Genomic DNA, 16415 nt, shown 5'->3' with positions numbered 1-16415 from the left:
GGAATCAAAAATGACTAAAAAACCATTTTTATGGGGCGGTGCTTTAGCCGCTCACCAATTTGAAGGTGGCTGGAACGAAGGCGGTAAAGGACCAAGCGTGGTTGATGTTATGACTGCGGGCGCGCATGGCGTTGCAAGACAAATCACCCAAGATATCGAAGCAGGTAAATTTTATCCAAATCATACTGCAATTGATTTTTATCATCATTATAAAGACGATATCAAACTATTTGCCGAATTAGGTCTTAAATGTTTACGTACCTCGATCGCCTGGACTCGAATTTTTCCAAAAGGTGATGAGCTTAAACCAAACGAAGAAGGACTTCGCTTTTATGATAACGTTTTTGATGAATTAATTGCTCATGGCATTGAACCTGTTATCACCTTATCGCATTTTGAAATGCCACTACACATTGCTCGCCAGTATGGTGGTTTTAGAAACCGTAAAACAGTCGAATTTTTTGAACGGTTTGCCACTGCATGTTTTGAGCGTTATAAAAATAAAGTCAAATACTGGATGACATTTAACGAAATCAACAATCAAATGGATACCAGTAACCCTATTTTCTTTTGGACTAACTCGGGCGTACAAGTTAAACCGGGCGAAAATCCGCAAGAAGTCCTGTACCAAGTTGCTCACTATGAACTATTAGCCAGTGCTAAGGCAGTGATTGCTGGTAAAAAAATCAATCCAGATTTTCAAATTGGTTGTATGGTGTCACATGTGCCAATTTATCCATATTCTTGTAACCCTGAAGATATGATGGCATCAGAAATTGCTATGCATCAACGCTTCTTCTTCCCTGATGTTCACGTTCGTGGTTATTACCCTGCTTATGCTTTAAAAGAGTTTGAACGTGAAGGCTATAAGCTAGATATCACCGATGAAGATCTGACTTACTTAAAACAAGGCACCGTTGATTACATTGGTTTTAGCTACTATATGTCAACAGTTGTAAAAGCGGATGCCAAAAATGACAATCGCGATAATATCGTTAACGGTGCACTACCTAATGCGGTTGAAAATCCTTATATCAAAAGCAGTGATTGGGGCTGGCCAATTGACCCTGAAGGTTTACGTTATACACTCAATCGTTTGTATGATCGTTATCAATTACCACTGTTTATTGTGGAAAATGGTTTTGGTGCAATTGATGAACTTGAAAATGGCAATCAAGTGCACGACAAACCACGTATTGAATATCTAGGTGCACACATTAAAGCTATGCAAACCGCCATGGATTATGATGGCGTTGATGTGATTGGCTATACAGCATGGGGGATTATTGATGTCGTATCATTCACTACTGGTGAAATGAAAAAACGTTATGGCGTGATTTATGTTGACCGTGACAATGCTGGTAACGGTAGCATGAAGCGTTATAAAAAAGATTCATTTGAGTGGTATAAACAAGTGATTAGCACCAACGGTGCAAGTTTAAAATCATAATTATCAGTTAACAGAAATTTTATTAAGAGGATGCGTTCAAGTTTTGTCTACATCCTCTTTTTTTATGACAAAAAAGACCTAAAACGGAAAAATTAACTGTTTTTCAACTTGTGGATCAATTAACGTTACATGAAAACCAATTAACCGAACACCACGACCATTACGTCGTTCTAACCAAACTTTATGCGCTTGTTCAATCAAATCGGCTTTATCTAATTTAGACCATACATGTTCTTGTGTTGTCAGCTGAAAATCGTCAAACTTAAATTTGACACCCTGCCGAGCGATCGACAAATCAGCACGCACTTTACTTAACCGTTTTTCTATCTCTTCAAATAATGGGTCAAACTGCAATAAACACTCATCCCAACTATGAATATCGTCAGTTAAGGTGCGCTCTACCCCAACCGATTTACGTTGCCTGTCGTTACACACTTCGCGCTCATCAATACCTTGACATCTTTCATATAATATTCGCCCAAACTTACCAAATTGAGTGAGTAATTTAGAAACATCATAATTAACGACATCATTACATGTAAATAGCCCTAATTGTGCTAGTTTTTTTTCAGTGACTTTACCCACTCCCGGAATTTTTTTTAAGGGAAGCCCCTCAATAAAGCCGTCTACTTCATCGGGAGTTATCACATATTGGCCATTAGGTTTGTTCATATCTGAAGCTATCTTGGCAAGAAACTTAAGTGGAGCAACACCTGCTGATGCCGTTAATTCAAGTTCGTTGTAAATAGCGTGACGGATATCTTGAGCAATCAAGGTAGCCGAACCATAACAAAGCTTGCAATCGGTCACATCAAGGTAAGCCTCGTCGAGCGATAGTGCCTCAATAGAGTCAGTATAGCGCCTAAAAATTTGGTGGATCTGTTTTGACACTTCTTTATATACCGCATGCCTACCGGGTATAATTTTAAGATTAGGGCACAGTTTAATAGCTTGTGCCATTGACATAGCACTGTGTATACCATATTGACGAGCTAAATAATTGGCAGTAGCAACCACACCGCGTTTACGCGGATCGCCCCCCACCGCAATAGGCAGATTGCGATAACGGGGATTGTCTCTCATTTCAACGGCGGCATAAAAACAATCCATATCCACATGAATAATTTTTCGCATAAACGGTTTTACAACACTTAAAATACAACTGTATAAATATACAATATCATAACTTAAACTATTGTGTAAATAATCTTTGCGGTTACTTAGTCAATTTATCGAAATCAATTAAACCATTTTTATCATAAGGGTCACCAATCGAACGCGTTGATTGATGAAAATTAGGATTAACAATGCTTTTTCAGAAACATATAAGTTATCTCTTAACCCCGCTAAATCAGACCACATGTAAATCAAATCTTGCGTACTAAATTTGCGATCCACATAATGTTAATAATGATTCGGATGCGTTGCCACCCATGTTGGTGATTGCAAAGCATAAATGGCATCATATATATCGTTTTAAATGGTACTTTATATTTTGTGTAAATATTAATCGTTGTTATTATTGGCAATTGCAAATCATATACGTTTAAGAGGGTAATAAAATCTTATACTTTAAGCTTTTTAATTTAAAGATCAAAACTATTAATAACTCAGTATTAATAAACATGTCTGCAAATTAAATCATGATTTCTTCGATTAATCGGTGTTTTTTAAAGCATTACAGACGAATAGACAAAGCGCTTTATTTAGTGTTTAAATCTCACTTTTTATTAAAAATTAAAACCCAATATTTTCGCAATGCGATTATTTTCTGGTTGTTTTAACTCTGTTGGCATCCCGTTAAAAACAATCTGCCCATTATCCACGACCAAACAACGCGAAAAATAACTGAGCGAATCATCAAGATAATGCGATACCATCATTAAGGTTAAACTAAATTTATCACAAATTTGATTAACTAATGCTAACATTTCATAACGTAGAGCTTGATCAAGCGCTGAAAAAGGCTCATCCAATAATAAAATAGGCCGATGTTGAATTAAACAACGCGCAAGTGCCACTCGCTGCCGTTGCCCACCTGATAACTGTTCTGGATATCGTTTGCCAAATCCATCCAGTCCCACCTGAATTAAAATGTCACAAATAGTCTGTTGCTCAGTTACCGTTAACTTTAATGATGGTTTAAGCCCTAAAGCGATGTTTTGTTCAACGGTTAAGTGACTAAATAAATTGTTATCTTGAAACAACATTGATACAGGGCGTTTGCCAGGAAGTAAGTTATTTGCGTATTGTTTATTAAGAATGATATCGCCCGATTTTGGATGAATAAATCCAGCAATTAAATTTAATAAAGTACTTTTACCTGCACCACTAGGCCCAACAATAACGACGCGTTCTTTTGCTGCTATCTCAATATCAAAATGTACTTTAAAATTATCATATTGATAATTAATGTGATTCAGTTCGATCATAATCTATCACAACCAACAAACTAAAAGATAATATTAACAATAATGCAGCAGTTACGGTACTTTCTTGATAATAATAATGCGATATTTGCTCATATAAATAGTAGGGTAACGTAATGACTGACTGCCCACCAAATAACGCAATAATACCAAAATCACCTAACGATAATATGGCTGAAAAAGCAAAGCTCTGAATGATTAATTTTTTTAGCGCTTTGTATTCGATCAAATAAAAATGCAACAAACCATCAATATTTAGTGATTGACTTAATTGCCAGTAACGTGATGTCACATCATACATTGGCGCTGCAAGATTTTTTAATAAAAAGGGCAATGCCATAAAACCATTACACAACATAATTAAGCCACACACAAGCACAGAACTATACGCGTACGGAAATAACATTAAAAACATACCTGACGCTAGTGCCATACTTGGAATAATTAAAATCAGCGATCCAACCAACATTAATCGATTGCTCCACTGTGTTTGCTGATTAATCAATAGGCGGCTGTTGGTATAAAGTAATAATAAAGCAAGTAGCATAGCAATCATTGCCGATCCCAAAGCAATTAATACCGAAAACATAACAGCATGTTGAAAAGTGGCCGTTAAAAATGACCACTTAAAAAAATAAATCCCTTCAATAAGTATCGTAATGATGGGTAAAACAATAAATAGCCCACCAATAACAATAATTACCATACTCAACAACACTAAGTGAAACGAAACTGGCACACAATAATTTTGCCTAACGTAGTTCACACTAAGTCTTTTATTATAATTTGTTTTTTGCATCAATCGCATAAAACTAACGCAACAAACTAACTGCAAACAGGCTAAAAATACAGCTTGCATCAAATCAAACTCACGAATAGATTGATAAATAGCCACTTCAATTGTGGAATATTTTGGTCCACCTCCAAGCGTTAATACTATGGCAAAACTTGAAAAACAAAGCATAAAAATAAGCGATGCCATCGGGAACAATTGCCGACGTAGTAGTGGCCATTCAACCAATTTAAAATAAGTAAAACTCGAAAAATTTAACTGCGTCGCTAACTGTTTGTGTGCGACAGGTACGTTATTTAACGTTTGGTAAAATAAACAACAAGCATACGGAAAATTAAGAAACACATGCGCAAGTAATATACCTTTCAAGCCATAAATAGAGGTAATAAATGGCAATCCCAAATAATCGAAAACCTCAGCCAATAAGCCATGTTTCCCATAAACAGACAGCAGCCCCGTTACAACAACGAGTGTGGGTAAAATAAAGGTAACAGGCATTATGCGTAACAATAACCGTTTACCCCAAAAATTAACCATTGATAAAGCTTTCGCCATTACTATTGCCGATAAAATAGATAATAATGTCGATAGCGTTGCTTGAAATACTGTTATCCAAATCAAATGCATTAAATAACTATCAAAATAGACAGTTAAATTATTAGACTCGATAGCGACCAAGCAAAGTGCACATAGCGCTGTGCCTAATACAATTAAGATGAAGCTTGCAGCGCTAAAACCAGGAAGTAATGTTCTTAATTTCAACATTAGGCTAAATAAAACTACTTACTAATAGTGGATTTCCATTCACGTACCCACGCTTTTTGATTCTGTTCAACTTGCTTGGCATCAAACTCAAGCGCTTTATTGACTGGCTTAATTTGCTGAAAAGCTTCGGGTAATGGAATGTTAATAATCGGATACATGAAATTTTTTTCAGCAAATTGGCGCTGTACCTCAGGAGTTAATAAATATCGCAAAAATGAACGTGCAAGCTCTGGTTGCTGACTGTACTTAGTGATGCCCGCAACTTCGACTTGGCGGTAATGGCCTTCATCAAAAATAGCCGCAGCATAACGATGATCATTATCATTCATAATATGCGCAACAGGTGAAGTGCTATAACTAAGCACAAAATCGGCCTCACCTTTCAAAAATAAACCATAAGATTCGCTCCAACCTTTGGTCACAGTCACAGTATTGTTAGCTATTTTTTGCCAAGCAGATGCTGCATCATTACCGTATATCTTCTTCACCCAAAATAATAAACCTAACCCTGGGGTGCTGGTTCTTGGATCTTCATAAATAATATTCCAGTTGGCTTGATTATCAACTAGCTCGTGCATACTCCGTGGTGGATGATTGATTTTTTGTTGATTATAAATAAATGCAAAATAGCCAAAATCATAAGGCATAAAATCATTATCCCACCAATCGGTATTTAAATTATTAGGCTTGCTAATTTGATGAGGAATAACAATACCCGCCTGTTTGGCTTGATCTAAAAGGTTATTGTCTAACCCTAAGATCACATCGGCATTGGTTCTATCGCCCTCAAGGCGAATTCGATTTAAAACCGCTACGCCATCGCCTAATGCAACAATTTCAAGTTGGCAATCGCACTGCGCTTCAAACCCCTTTTCAATCTCTTGCCCAGGCCCCCACTCTGAAATAAAAGAGTTATAACTATAAACCGTTAAGGTAGGCTTTACATCAGCAGCATTTGCCATGAAAGGAATAGAAAAGACCAAAAATAATAACAATTTTTTACAAAACATTTTGCCTCCAAAATAGCCAAAAAAGACAAAAGGTTTGAGCAAGTACAATAACTCAAATCCCTCCGCTGGCATGATCCAGTTCAGGTTCGACGGGTTACGTTAGTCTATCTAACATTCTCAGCCCTACTGGGCACCCCGTTGAGAACATGGGCTAGTGTAGTGGTTGGAATAAGGATTGTAAACAACTGTAAATAACGAAAATGATAAAGATCGGTAATAGCCTAAAAAAAACCATCCATTAGTTTATTGATTTTATATTATTTTTTTGTTCTCAAACAACCAATCACCTTACCATTCTAAATGCTTAAAAACAAACCAGTATAAATTTGCTTCTAAATCTATCAATAATTTGAGCTCAATTGCCTGTTATCGGCTCTGGTAATGATTACCCTTGATGACGGCGTAGCCCCGACGACACCATTACAATCATCTTCATCTAGAGCTTTATTACGACAAACCCCATTGCTGAGGTCTTTTACTTGCGGAAGTCGATAGTCTAAATCATCACACCAATCGGTATGGGTAGGAGTCCCATCAACTCCTACCATTACCGAGGTGCTACGGATCAAGAACCACTTCTGTAATACAAATCCATATGTTACGACTTCATTACCCTATCTATCTCTACCCACTAACTCGAATGTCTGTGGTAAATTTGGCTTATAAATTAGATCTGAATAAGTTAGATGGTGGCTGTGCCGAACGTCATAGTCATCGTCGTTTGGTTTAGGACCAGTTAAGGTAACTCGCGCCACATCTTCTGAACCATCAAGCCAACTATCCCAATAACTACTGGTTGTTTTCCTTGTCACAGTAGCGGTGATCCCCTCATGCGTAACTAGCTCCCATGTCAATTCAATTGGATCAATCCCCTCTATGTCTAAATCAAAATATAATCCATTAGCTCCCGTGGTCGGAAAATTGAGGGCGTATGATTCAGGGTTGACTGATTGCGTAAAAAATCCTTTGTTTGGATGCAATATGTCAGCAGGTCCAACTTGTGTATTTTTGCCGTAATTCAGGTTAGGTCTGACAAATTTGATAATAGGTGATGGTGGTAATATTATTGCATCACTACGATTAACCACTCGGACATTTTTACTGGTTAATGCCTGCAAATTCCATTAATACGGCAATAATAACAGAATCAACGCCAATAGGATTTTTGAGAATGATTTCAATAATAATTTGAGGGATAACTTCGAGGATATAAACGAGTAAAGTGTAAAAACTGGTCTTAAACCGCCTACACGGAGGTGAAGCCAATATACTATAATCCCATTTCGCAAAAGGCAAATAGGATTTTTGTTTTACAAACCCCTTTTTTATAGCTTGCTTTTAATTTATTGTTTTTATTTATTTTTATTTATTTTTATTTATTGATAAAAAAAGGGTTAGCTGGATTTTAGATTTTTTAGTAATGCGTAAATTTAACCACTAAGAAATAGTTGAGTAGAATTTTGACTTTATTGTTTTTAATCCAACTTATCAAAACTCATTATAAACCAATATATAAAAATTAATTGTGCACTTCTAACTAATCTTGACCCCAGCAGGAATCGAACCTGCAACTAGCCCTTAGGAGGGGCTTGTTATATCCATTTAACTATGAGGTCATTGGAGTACTTATTCTAATAAATTTGAAAAGATAATGCCATTTAAATAACGAAAAATTTTCTATTTTTAGTAATCATGATACAATCGCATCATCTTTAACCTTATTACTTTTAATCAAAGATACTATGAAAAAACGAATAGTTGGTATGATGTTTTCGGTAATGGCGCTCACAGGTTGCGCCTCTTATCAGTCCGAAAACAATTCCTATAGTGATCCGTTATCTGGCTTTAACAAAACCATGTTTAATGTTAACTACTATGCGCTTGATCCTTATATTTTGCGTCCTACGGCAGTCGCTTGGAAAGATTACGTCCCTTCCCCTGTTCGTACAGGTGTGGTTAACTTTTCCTCTAACCTTTCTGAACCCGCTTCAATGGTGAACAACTTATTACAAGGCGATGTTCATAAAGCTGGCACGCATTTAGCACGATTCTTTTTAAATACCGTTTTCGGTTTTGCGGGTTTGATGGATGTTGCTAGCATGTCAGATCCTCAATTACAAAAAGGTGGCAAACGGAGTTTTGGTGATGTTTTAGGTCATTACGAAGTGCCTTATGGTCCTTATGTTGTGCTACCGTTTTATGGTTCAGCAACGTTAAGAAACGAAGGTGGTAGCGTAGTTGACTCTCTTTATCCACCGCTTGTTTGGTTAGATTGGCAGTGGGCGTTAGTGCGTGGTGCATTTGACGGTATTGAAGCGCGTGCAGTGGCGATTGAGTATGAAGATTTAATTAAAAATAGCGATGACCCTTATAACTTTATGCGTAACGCTTACTTCCAACGTAATGACTTTGTAGCATCGGGTGGTAAAGTGGACGAAAGCAAGCAAAAGCAACGTGAAGAATCGATTAATGATGTTATTAATGATATCGATTCACAATAGCTTTAATTAAATTATGCTGTTGTGTTAAATCGAGCTAATAAATAAACCGCCATTAATTGGCGGTTTATTTATGGTCTTTTATTTATGATGACGCTAATTAGTCACTTTTATTTGCCTATCTATTTCAATATTGGTTTCATTTCTGGCAGATAATGCCAAAATCGGCTTGGCATTTGTTGCCGTTGTAATTTAGGATTGATGCGTTCTTTGATGGTTAACGCATTGCAATAGCGTAACCACATGGTTTGAAATAATGCTTCGTCTTCGGTTAGATAATGTTGATTAACTTGGCTGTTGATAATCAAATCTTCTTTATTAATAAGCGAAACTGGTTCAATACTGTGTAAATTATAAATATAACCATATTCACGCTTTTCGTCATATATTGCCCATTTTTGATCAGCAAAGCGCTCTTTAAAAAAGTTAAGCACCAACGGCAAAACATTATAAATAGGTGCAATAATCGAAAAATAAATTTTATCATCCCTATCGTTACGCTCAACAACATCTTTAAGCGGGTTGTTAATCGCATTAAAGCGTACAAATTGCATCACACGATGCCGTTCTCGGCTCACTTTTTTAGCAATATCATGCACAGTTAACACATCTTGATCGGCAAAATCTGTTTCGATTGATTTAGATGATTTAAATACCTTACAAATGTAACGAAAAACGATTAAATCACTTTCAGGCAATTCCGATAGCCAAACATACATCAAATGACGAAGCGCAACTTTGCTAATCTTGTTAATTAATGCTACGCGTACTCGTTCATATTTTACATCGCAAAATTCGACATGATGCCTATCAGACACTAACAACGGTTCGACCTGCCCTGTGGTTAATAAGCATTCAGGCATTTTTTTGAATTTAAAAGCATCAAACACAGCACAAAGCAAGCTTTCAAAGCTCTTATCATAATAAAACGCTAACATGTTTTACCAACCCATCACTAATTGCTGTGGAATATTTGTCTGTTTATCTTCTAGCAAAGGCCGATCTTGCAACGTAAGTCGGATATATTCGGCCGATGAATTGAGTAATTTGAATTTTCTCATCTCATGACAAACAACAAAAAATTGTGCACGTTTTAAAACAACGCCAATGCGTTTAAGCGCGTCAAGAGTAAGCTTTCGATGACGCCTTGCCATCACAATTAACTTGGCAGACTTAACTCCAATGCCTGGCACTCGTAATATTTTTTGATAACTATCACGATTAACATCAACCGGAAAAAACTGCGGATTGCGGATTGCCCAAGCCAATTTGGGATCGACCGTTAAATCCAGATCTGGATATTGATCGTTAACGATTTCATCGACATTAAAATCATAAAAACGCAATAACCAATCGGCTTGATATAAACGGTTTTCACGCACTCTTGGTACTTCTTGCACAACAGGCAGCCGTCTGTCGTAGCCATTTACCGGAATAAATCCCGAATAATAAACTCGCTTCATACTTGGTCGCTTATAAAGTTTGGAGGTTAATTGCAAAATTTGCTTATCCGACTCATCTGTCGCACCAATAATAACTTGAGTACTTTGCCCTGCAGGTACAAATTTGGGTGTGGATCGAAATTTTTTGCGATCTTCAATATTTTCTAACACATTTTGATGAATTTGGCGCATAGGTTGATAGATACTTTGATGATCTTTATCAGGCGCAAGTAATTTAAGGTTTTCTTCGGTTGGAATTTCTAAATTAACACTCATCCTATCAACTAATAAGCCAGCTTGATTAATTAGATCATTACTCGCACCGGGGATCGCTTTCATATGTATATAGCCATTAAAGCCATGTTCATTACGCAAAATTTTTACCACTCTAATCATTCTTTCCATAGTATGATCTGGACTTCTCACAATCCCCGAACTGATAAATAAGCCTTCGATATAATTACGGCGATAAAATTCAATGGTCAAATTAGCCAACTCACGCGGGGTAAAGCCTGCTCTTGGAATATCATTACTTTGTCGGTTAATACAATAAGCGCAATCAAACATGCAATAATTTGTCAGCATAATTTTAAGTAACGAAACACATCTTCCATCGGCAGTAAAGGTATGGCAAATACCAGATTTATGTGCATTACCGATACCTTTAGCTTTATTACTTCTTGATGCACCACTTGACGAACAAGAAATATCATATTTTGCTGATTCGGCTAATATCTCAAGTTTGGTTATCATTTTTTCGGACATATTTAACTCACCAAAAACACTGTTTATTTATACAGTTTACAGCAATCATATAAAGCTTTGCAAGCAAATATTACAGACTAAAACAACGATCATCGATACCACTTTTAGCAACTTTTTATAAGGTTATAATTGATTTAATTGCTTTATTTATATAAATAATCAAATCAATATCAGAAGATCAAAATAAAAAACACGGCAAGGTATTGTTCAGCTTACAAGTGTACGCTATAATCAACGCACTTTTTTGTATGAAGCCAGATAACTTAGGAGCTAAATAGTAAATGAAACGTGTTGTTATTACAGGGTTAGGAATTCTTTCAAGTATTGGGAATAATACTAAAGAAGTTTTAGAATCACTAAAAATCGGTCGTAGCGGTATTACCTTTTCCCAAGAAATGAAAGATAGCGGAATGCGTAGCCATGTATGCGGGAATGTCAAGCTCGACACGACAGGGCTGATTGATCGCAAAGTTGTTCGCTTCATGAATGATGCTTCTATTTATGGTTATCTAGCTTTACAACAAGCCATTGAAGACGCAAAATTGACTCCAGAACAAGTCTCTAACCCTCGCACTGGTTTAATTGCTGGTTATGGTGGCTCAACCAAAACACAATACAATGTCGTTGCTGGCATGAAAGAAAAAGGCCTACGTGGTGTTGGTCCTTATGCTGTAACCAAATCAATGTCATCGGCGATTTCGGCTTGTTTAGCAACCCCATTTAAAATCAAAGGGATTAGCTATTCAATGACATCTGCTTGTGCAACATCAGTTCACTGTATTGGTCACGCTGCAGAACTGATTCAACTTGGCAAGCAAGATATCGTTTTTGCCGGTGGTGGTGAAGAACTGTGCTGGGAAATGTCATGCGAATTCGACGCCATGGGTGCTTTATCAACCAAATATAACGACAACCCAGAAAAAGCATCACGCGCTTATGATAAAAATCGTGATGGTTTTGTTATTGCAGGTGGTGCGGGCATGGTTGTTGTTGAAGAATTAGAACATGCCCTTGCGCGCGGTGCTCATATTTATGGTGAACTTGTTGGCTATGGTGCAACATCAGATGGGCATGATATGGTTGCCCCATCAGGCGAAGGTGCCATGCGTTGTATGCAACTTGCTATTCAAGATTTAGATGTTCCGGTTGATTACATCAACACCCACGGCACATCAACCCCAGTGGGTGATGTCAAAGAGTTATGGGCAATCAAACAAGTATTTGGTGATAACATTCCAGCGATTTCATCAACCAAATCAATGACAGGTCACTCATTAAGTGCAACTGGTGCACAAGAGCTTATTTATTCATTATTAATGTTAGAACATGGTTTTATTACACCAAGCATTAATATTGATGAACTTGATGATGCAGCAATTGGCATGAACATTATTACCGAACCAACCGAGCGTGAACTTACCACAGTCATGTCAAATAGCTTTGGTTTTGGTGGTACAAATGCCTCAATTGTTATGAAAAAATACAAGGGTTAATAAGTAAATTTAACGATATTCATAAAAAGCCGTTCTGTAATGAACGGTTTTTATTGACAAAACAACGCCACTGACTAACTTACCACTGACAAAAAGAGCACCTAAAAACAGCAATAACCATATTAAAGGTTATAGCACCTTACTCAAAACAGCTTAGTACGTTCGTTTTGCGGATATTTAAAAATCTGCTCGGGCTAGCCTCATTGTTGAATAATCCCTGATCGATAAAAATCACACGGATGGGCATTTTTTGGCAAAGTCCAGAAGATAAAGTGAGGCACTAAACTATATTTTTTAATGATTCTTTCAGCAATTAGGTTAATTATTAAACTTGCACTGCCAATTTGATATGTTAAATAATATTCTTATAAATTAAAATTGGAACTTTATTCTACAGGCTCTAACGAAACTGCCATTTCTAATACTATATCTAAGTAAGACTTTTCTCCATTACTGCCTTTTCTTTTCAATTCATCATGAGCATAGACAATTTCAACTTTAGAACCTATTTGAAAAAGTTTCTTATCTTCTTTTCCAATATAATCATAAATGCTTTCTTCACACGTAGAGCCATCGTTTAACAATAAACTAAAACTATTATCAAATGATGATGGATCTTGACCTGCCACGTAAGTTCTAGTTATTACTCCAGTTACATACTGTAAAGGCATTCGACGTTGGTTAATGCTATCCCACCATTCTTGGGTTCCAAAAAGGCCATAGGTACCTTTTAATCCCATGTATAGTTTTGATTTATCAAGAGTAAGTGATTGTGTCAATGTAATTTGTTCAGGTTTAGCCTTTAACTCTTCAGATAAGAGATAAACTAATTTCATTGATATTTTTGAATTTTCTAACTTTAATAGCATATTTTACCTTTAATTTTACTTTTTCAAAATGAACAATATTTTCATTAAAAATTTCTATGCTTCTGCCTTGTGCAAGTTGGGTTGTCATTTGCCCACCTTCAACTTTAAATCTTGATGGTAGGTTTCGTTTATTATCTGCCCATAGGCATTATACAGGCATTCATAGAGGGGGCACCCATGTTGCTGGTGAGGGCGATGGTCGTTTTGGTACCAGTAGAGTTTGATATTATCTTGCTGGGCATTGTCATGGGCAAGGGCTAACAGATGTTAGGAAACTGGCTCGTAAAGATACGTTTGCCAGTGGCTATTATTATCGGTTTCGGCAATAAGCTGGCTACCTTGCCACAAATTTGCCTAGAACAAATTTGAACAACGCCTTAGCGTTGGCTCTACAAGGGGAGTCTCATGGATGAGACGAATAAAAAAATTCGGAGGTTTTATTGTCCACCGTTTTGCTAGTACGCCGATCAAAGGCATCATGAGTGTAGGTGATAATTAGCCCTGCCGGCTTAATCACGTTGATTAACCGGTACCGGCAGTCATATTGATAATGGGTGACTAGGCTGTGTGTTTTCCCGCGTTTTTCGGCAATCAGATTACCAAAGCGGTCATAGTTAACTTGTTAGAATTTATCATAAAATTAACACTAACATTAGATGGCTAGAGGTATTCAGTTTTACTGTTAGTCGATACAATAATGATTAAAATCTAGCAAAGCAAATCAATTATTAAGCTTGCTTTGCTGATTTGATATGTTAAATACAATCTATCTACAATTAAAATTGGAACTTATTCTACAGGCTCTAATGAAACTGCCATTTCTAAAGCTGTTTTAGAGCGATTTATTTTGCCATCAAAATCAGGTTGTAATTTCATTTCATCTAATGCATAAACGATACTTGCGCTATAGCCGATTTTAAATAGCTTGGAATCTACTCTTTTATTTGTATAAATACCAACAGATTGAATTGTTCCATCTTCAAGTAATAAATCAACTGTATTATTAAAATTTGAGGGATCTTGTCCTGCTACATAAGCTTTTTTAATTATTCCCGAAATAAATAATAAAGGGATTCTCCCTTGCTCAATACTATTCCACCACTCTTTTGAACCAAAAAGACCATTGATACCTTTAAGCCCCATTGTTGGTTTTGATTTGTCTAACGTTAATGCTTGTGTCAAAGCGACCCTTTCAGGATTATTTTTTAATTCCTCTGATAATAAAAAGACCATTTTCATTGGTACTTTTGAATTTTCTAACTTTAATAGCATATTTTTACCTTTATTTTCTTTTTCAAAATGAACAATATTTTCATTAAAAATTTCTATGCCTTTACCTTGTCCAAGTTGGGTTGTCATTTGTCCGCCTTCAACTTTAAAACGTGTATTTGTTTTCATCCATTTTCCAGTTTTAATCGACATAGTAGGAAACACTTTTGCTGCCGCAGAATTTGCTGCAATACCTATTTCTTGTAGTTTAGAAAATGTGCCTTGTTTAACAACGATTTTTACGGTTACTCCATTATATTTTGACGAATATGTTAAAACTGGAGATATGGAAGTTTCTGTTGTTGGAGGCATTATACCTGTTCTAAGTTCTATAAAATCCAATCCTAATAGCTCTATTCCGCTAATAGGATTATTACCCACATATCGATATAGATTGATATCACTTAAAATATCAAGCGGATCTTGGGTGATGTACCTACCTTTGTCTTCGTCAAAATACTGCCCTTGAAAGCCTTGGTTTTACGGGACGGTGTGGTCTTCTATCGCAAGGAAACAATAAGAGTTGAAATTTTTGTCAAAAACTTTCAGGTAACTATGCGTTTTAGTATAAAATTTCTTTTTAGTCGGGCTGAGTTTTCGGCTTTTCTTAATGCTAAATAAATAGCAAAATAGTTTTTTACGGATAAAAAATATTAATTTTATTTTTTTAAGGAGCGTAAAATTGTAACTACCCCCTAAAATAGTACAGCAAAAAAGTAGAAAATTCTCTATGATAAAATTAAAAGAGGATTGAAACATGAAAAAGATGACAGAGCACCAAATCGTATCGATATTAAAAAAAGCTGAGGCTGGTACTCCCGTTAAAGAACTTTGTCGTAAATATGGCATGTGCAACTCGACTTTTTATAAATGGCGAGAAAAATACGTTGGTATGTAAATCTTTGATATTAAACGTTTAAAGGAACTGGAAGCTGAAAATCGTAAGCTTAAACAGATGTTTGCACAGCTCAGTTTAAAAACTCAGCTTCAGGAGGAAATCATAAAAAAGCTTTAGTGCCCACAAAGGCACGTAAAGCTTGGGCAGTGCAATTGCAAGAAAGTCATTCTGTTACTATTGCCATGAGCTGCGCAATTGTTGGCTTAAGTCGCTGTGCTTACTATTATCAACCTAAGTTATCGGATGATTCGGCGATTATATCGGTACTCAGTACGATGACTGACAAGCATTTACGCTGGGGCTTTCCCCAATGTTTTAATCGCATCAGAAAGCTCGGCTATATCCACTCAAAATACGAGTGGATAATGGACCGGAATTCACTGAAAATACGTTCACTTATTGGCCAAAGTTACATAATATAGCCATTGATTATATTAGAGCCCGGTAGCCCTTATCAAAACGGGTATATTGAACGATTTAATCGCACCTATCGTACAGAAGTATTAGATTTATATTTATTTAATAATCTGGAACAAGTAAGAAAAGTAACCGAAGAATGGCTAACCAGCTATAACACCGAAAGACCGCATGAAGCACTAAATAATATGACGCCGATTGAGTATAAAACACTAAAACAAGTAATATTATTTTCTACTTGAATTTTGTACTAAGTTTGGAGTATTTACACATAAATTAGACGTCCAAATTGTCTAGTTATAAGGCTATTTGCCTTG

At 36.3% G+C, this 16415-nt stretch carries 15 protein-coding genes, 1 tRNA gene, 2 pseudogenes and 1 riboswitch; of the genes and pseudogenes, 7 read left to right on the top strand and 11 right to left on the bottom strand.

Translation table 11 applies throughout. The annotated features are described in order from the left end of the window. Nucleotides 1-10 precede the first annotated feature (10 nt). Nucleotides 11-1450: a 6-phospho-beta-glucosidase gene (locus ACYIAL_RS10515; RefSeq protein ID WP_483751641.1), complete on the top strand. Its 1440-nt coding sequence runs from the start codon at nucleotides 11-13 to the stop codon at nucleotides 1448-1450. A gap of 78 nt (nucleotides 1451-1528) precedes the next feature. Here the strand turns inward: ACYIAL_RS10515 and dinB are convergent, their stop codons facing one another. The 7 genes from dinB to ACYIAL_RS10480 all read right to left on the bottom strand — a co-directional run bounded on the left by dinB (nucleotide 1529) and on the right by ACYIAL_RS10480 (nucleotide 8063). Beyond that, nucleotides 1529-2584 carry a DNA polymerase IV gene (dinB, locus tag ACYIAL_RS10510; protein ID WP_483751640.1) on the bottom strand — a complete coding sequence of 352 codons (1056 nt, stop codon included), beginning with the start codon at nucleotides 2582-2584 and terminating at the stop codon, nucleotides 1529-1531. A gap of 596 nt (nucleotides 2585-3180) precedes the next feature. After that, nucleotides 3181-3882, bottom strand: coding sequence for a thiamine ABC transporter ATP-binding protein ThiQ (thiQ, locus tag ACYIAL_RS10505; protein ID WP_174797165.1), 702 nt, complete (start codon nucleotides 3880-3882; stop codon nucleotides 3181-3183). Then, complete coding sequence (gene thiP, locus ACYIAL_RS10500) at nucleotides 3860-5437, bottom strand: thiamine/thiamine pyrophosphate ABC transporter permease (protein WP_483751639.1); 1578 nt, start codon at nucleotides 5435-5437, stop codon at nucleotides 3860-3862. The genes thiQ and thiP overlap by 23 nt, the downstream gene beginning before the upstream one ends. 14 nt (nucleotides 5438-5451) lie before the next feature. Beyond that, the gene (gene thiB, locus ACYIAL_RS10495) at nucleotides 5452-6447 is read right to left on the bottom strand and encodes a thiamine ABC transporter substrate binding subunit (protein ID WP_483751638.1); all 996 of its coding nucleotides are present in this window, start codon (nucleotides 6445-6447) and stop codon (nucleotides 5452-5454) included. 39 nt (nucleotides 6448-6486) lie between these two features. Further along, nucleotides 6487-6595: riboswitch (TPP riboswitch) on the bottom strand. Between the two features lie 193 nt (nucleotides 6596-6788). After that, nucleotides 6789-6995, bottom strand: a complete 207-nt coding sequence (locus ACYIAL_RS10490) for a hypothetical protein (protein ID WP_483751637.1) — start codon at nucleotides 6993-6995, stop codon at nucleotides 6789-6791. A gap of 66 nt (nucleotides 6996-7061) precedes the next feature. Then, nucleotides 7062-7565 (bottom strand): hypothetical protein, encoded by a 504-nt coding sequence (locus ACYIAL_RS10485; RefSeq protein WP_483751636.1) that lies wholly within the window; start codon nucleotides 7563-7565, stop codon nucleotides 7062-7064. Nucleotides 7566-7991: 426 nt separating this feature from the next. After that, a tRNA-Arg gene (locus ACYIAL_RS10480) sits at nucleotides 7992-8063 on the bottom strand. Nucleotides 8064-8189: 126 nt separating this feature from the next. Between ACYIAL_RS10480 and ACYIAL_RS10475 the strand changes: the two genes are divergently transcribed. Then, on the top strand, nucleotides 8190-8948 hold the full coding sequence (locus tag ACYIAL_RS10475) for an MlaA family lipoprotein (RefSeq protein WP_174797170.1): 759 nt from the start codon (nucleotides 8190-8192) through the stop codon (nucleotides 8946-8948). A 119-nt stretch (nucleotides 8949-9067) separates the two neighbouring features. On the opposite strand, the gene ACYIAL_RS10470 is transcribed toward ACYIAL_RS10475, so the two are convergent. Both ACYIAL_RS10470 and ACYIAL_RS10465 read right to left on the bottom strand, forming a co-directional pair. Continuing rightward, the gene (locus ACYIAL_RS10470) at nucleotides 9068-9883 is read right to left on the bottom strand and encodes a TIGR03915 family putative DNA repair protein (RefSeq protein WP_483751635.1); all 816 of its coding nucleotides are present in this window, start codon (nucleotides 9881-9883) and stop codon (nucleotides 9068-9070) included. Between the two features lie 3 nt (nucleotides 9884-9886). Next, entirely contained in the window at nucleotides 9887-11152 is a 1266-nt protein-coding gene (locus ACYIAL_RS10465) for a putative DNA modification/repair radical SAM protein (protein ID WP_483751634.1), read from the bottom strand. A gap of 281 nt (nucleotides 11153-11433) precedes the next feature. Here ACYIAL_RS10465 and fabB point away from each other — a divergent pair, with 281 nt between their 5' ends. Continuing rightward, a complete protein-coding gene (fabB, locus tag ACYIAL_RS10460; RefSeq protein WP_174797173.1) occupies nucleotides 11434-12645 on the top strand; it encodes a beta-ketoacyl-ACP synthase I in 1212 nt (403 codons plus the stop codon). A 386-nt stretch (nucleotides 12646-13031) separates the two neighbouring features. Here fabB and ACYIAL_RS10455 read toward each other — a convergent pair whose 3' ends face one another. Beyond that, on the bottom strand, nucleotides 13032-13514 hold the full coding sequence (locus tag ACYIAL_RS10455; protein ID WP_483751633.1) for a hypothetical protein: 483 nt from the start codon (nucleotides 13512-13514) through the stop codon (nucleotides 13032-13034). 56 nt (nucleotides 13515-13570) lie between these two features. Here ACYIAL_RS10455 and ACYIAL_RS10450 point away from each other — a divergent pair, with 56 nt between their 5' ends. After that, nucleotides 13571-13738 carry a hypothetical protein gene (locus tag ACYIAL_RS10450; RefSeq protein WP_483751632.1) on the top strand — a complete coding sequence of 56 codons (168 nt, stop codon included), beginning with the start codon at nucleotides 13571-13573 and terminating at the stop codon, nucleotides 13736-13738. A gap of 565 nt (nucleotides 13739-14303) precedes the next feature. Here ACYIAL_RS10450 and ACYIAL_RS10445 read toward each other — a convergent pair. Then, nucleotides 14304-15233 (bottom strand): annotated as a pseudogene (locus tag ACYIAL_RS10445) (RHS repeat-associated core domain-containing protein); the annotation flags it as partial. Nucleotides 15234-15540: 307 nt separating this feature from the next. Here ACYIAL_RS10445 and ACYIAL_RS10440 point away from each other — a divergent pair. From ACYIAL_RS10440 to ACYIAL_RS10430, 3 genes and pseudogenes are all read left to right on the top strand, one after another. Continuing rightward, a complete protein-coding gene (locus tag ACYIAL_RS10440) occupies nucleotides 15541-15681 on the top strand; it encodes a transposase (protein WP_483751631.1) in 141 nt (46 codons plus the stop codon). A gap of 116 nt (nucleotides 15682-15797) precedes the next feature. After that, a complete protein-coding gene (locus ACYIAL_RS10435; RefSeq protein ID WP_483751651.1) occupies nucleotides 15798-16103 on the top strand; it encodes a hypothetical protein in 306 nt (101 codons plus the stop codon). Then, a pseudogene (locus ACYIAL_RS10430) lies at nucleotides 16025-16340 on the top strand (transposase); the annotation flags it as partial. The gene ACYIAL_RS10435 and the pseudogene ACYIAL_RS10430, both read left to right, overlap by 79 nt. Between the last annotated feature and the right edge of the window lie 75 nt (nucleotides 16341-16415).

The sequence above is a fragment of the Gilliamella sp. X-57 genome (assembly GCF_057063565.1).
Note: the sequence above shows the minus strand (reverse complement) of the source record. Positions and strands in the feature narration are given on the sequence as shown.

What these genes read in the sequence shown, in the direction of transcription:
- ACYIAL_RS10455 (WP_483751633.1), bottom strand. Translation starts at nt 13,514, where the DNA reads ATGCTATTAAAGTTAGAAAATTCAAAAATATCAATGAAATTAGTTTAT.
- ACYIAL_RS10465 (WP_483751634.1), bottom strand. Translation starts at nt 11,152, where the DNA reads ATGTCCGAAAAAATGATAACCAAACTTGAGATATTAGCCGAATCAGCA.
- fabB (WP_174797173.1), top strand. Translation starts at nt 11,434, where the DNA reads ATGAAACGTGTTGTTATTACAGGGTTAGGAATTCTTTCAAGTATTGGG.
- ACYIAL_RS10515 (WP_483751641.1), top strand. Translation starts at nt 11, where the DNA reads ATGACTAAAAAACCATTTTTATGGGGCGGTGCTTTAGCCGCTCACCAA.
- ACYIAL_RS10470 (WP_483751635.1), bottom strand. Translation starts at nt 9,883, where the DNA reads ATGTTAGCGTTTTATTATGATAAGAGCTTTGAAAGCTTGCTTTGTGCT.
- thiQ (WP_174797165.1), bottom strand. Translation starts at nt 3,882, where the DNA reads ATGATCGAACTGAATCACATTAATTATCAATATGATAATTTTAAAGTA.
- ACYIAL_RS10475 (WP_174797170.1), top strand. Translation starts at nt 8,190, where the DNA reads ATGAAAAAACGAATAGTTGGTATGATGTTTTCGGTAATGGCGCTCACA.
- ACYIAL_RS10440 (WP_483751631.1), top strand. Translation starts at nt 15,541, where the DNA reads ATGAAAAAGATGACAGAGCACCAAATCGTATCGATATTAAAAAAAGCT.
- ACYIAL_RS10450 (WP_483751632.1), top strand. Translation starts at nt 13,571, where the DNA reads ATGCTTCTGCCTTGTGCAAGTTGGGTTGTCATTTGCCCACCTTCAACT.
- ACYIAL_RS10490 (WP_483751637.1), bottom strand. Translation starts at nt 6,995, where the DNA reads ATGGTAGGAGTTGATGGGACTCCTACCCATACCGATTGGTGTGATGAT.
- thiP (WP_483751639.1), bottom strand. Translation starts at nt 5,437, where the DNA reads ATGTTGAAATTAAGAACATTACTTCCTGGTTTTAGCGCTGCAAGCTTC.
- thiB (WP_483751638.1), bottom strand. Translation starts at nt 6,447, where the DNA reads ATGTTTTGTAAAAAATTGTTATTATTTTTGGTCTTTTCTATTCCTTTC.
- dinB (WP_483751640.1), bottom strand. Translation starts at nt 2,584, where the DNA reads ATGCGAAAAATTATTCATGTGGATATGGATTGTTTTTATGCCGCCGTT.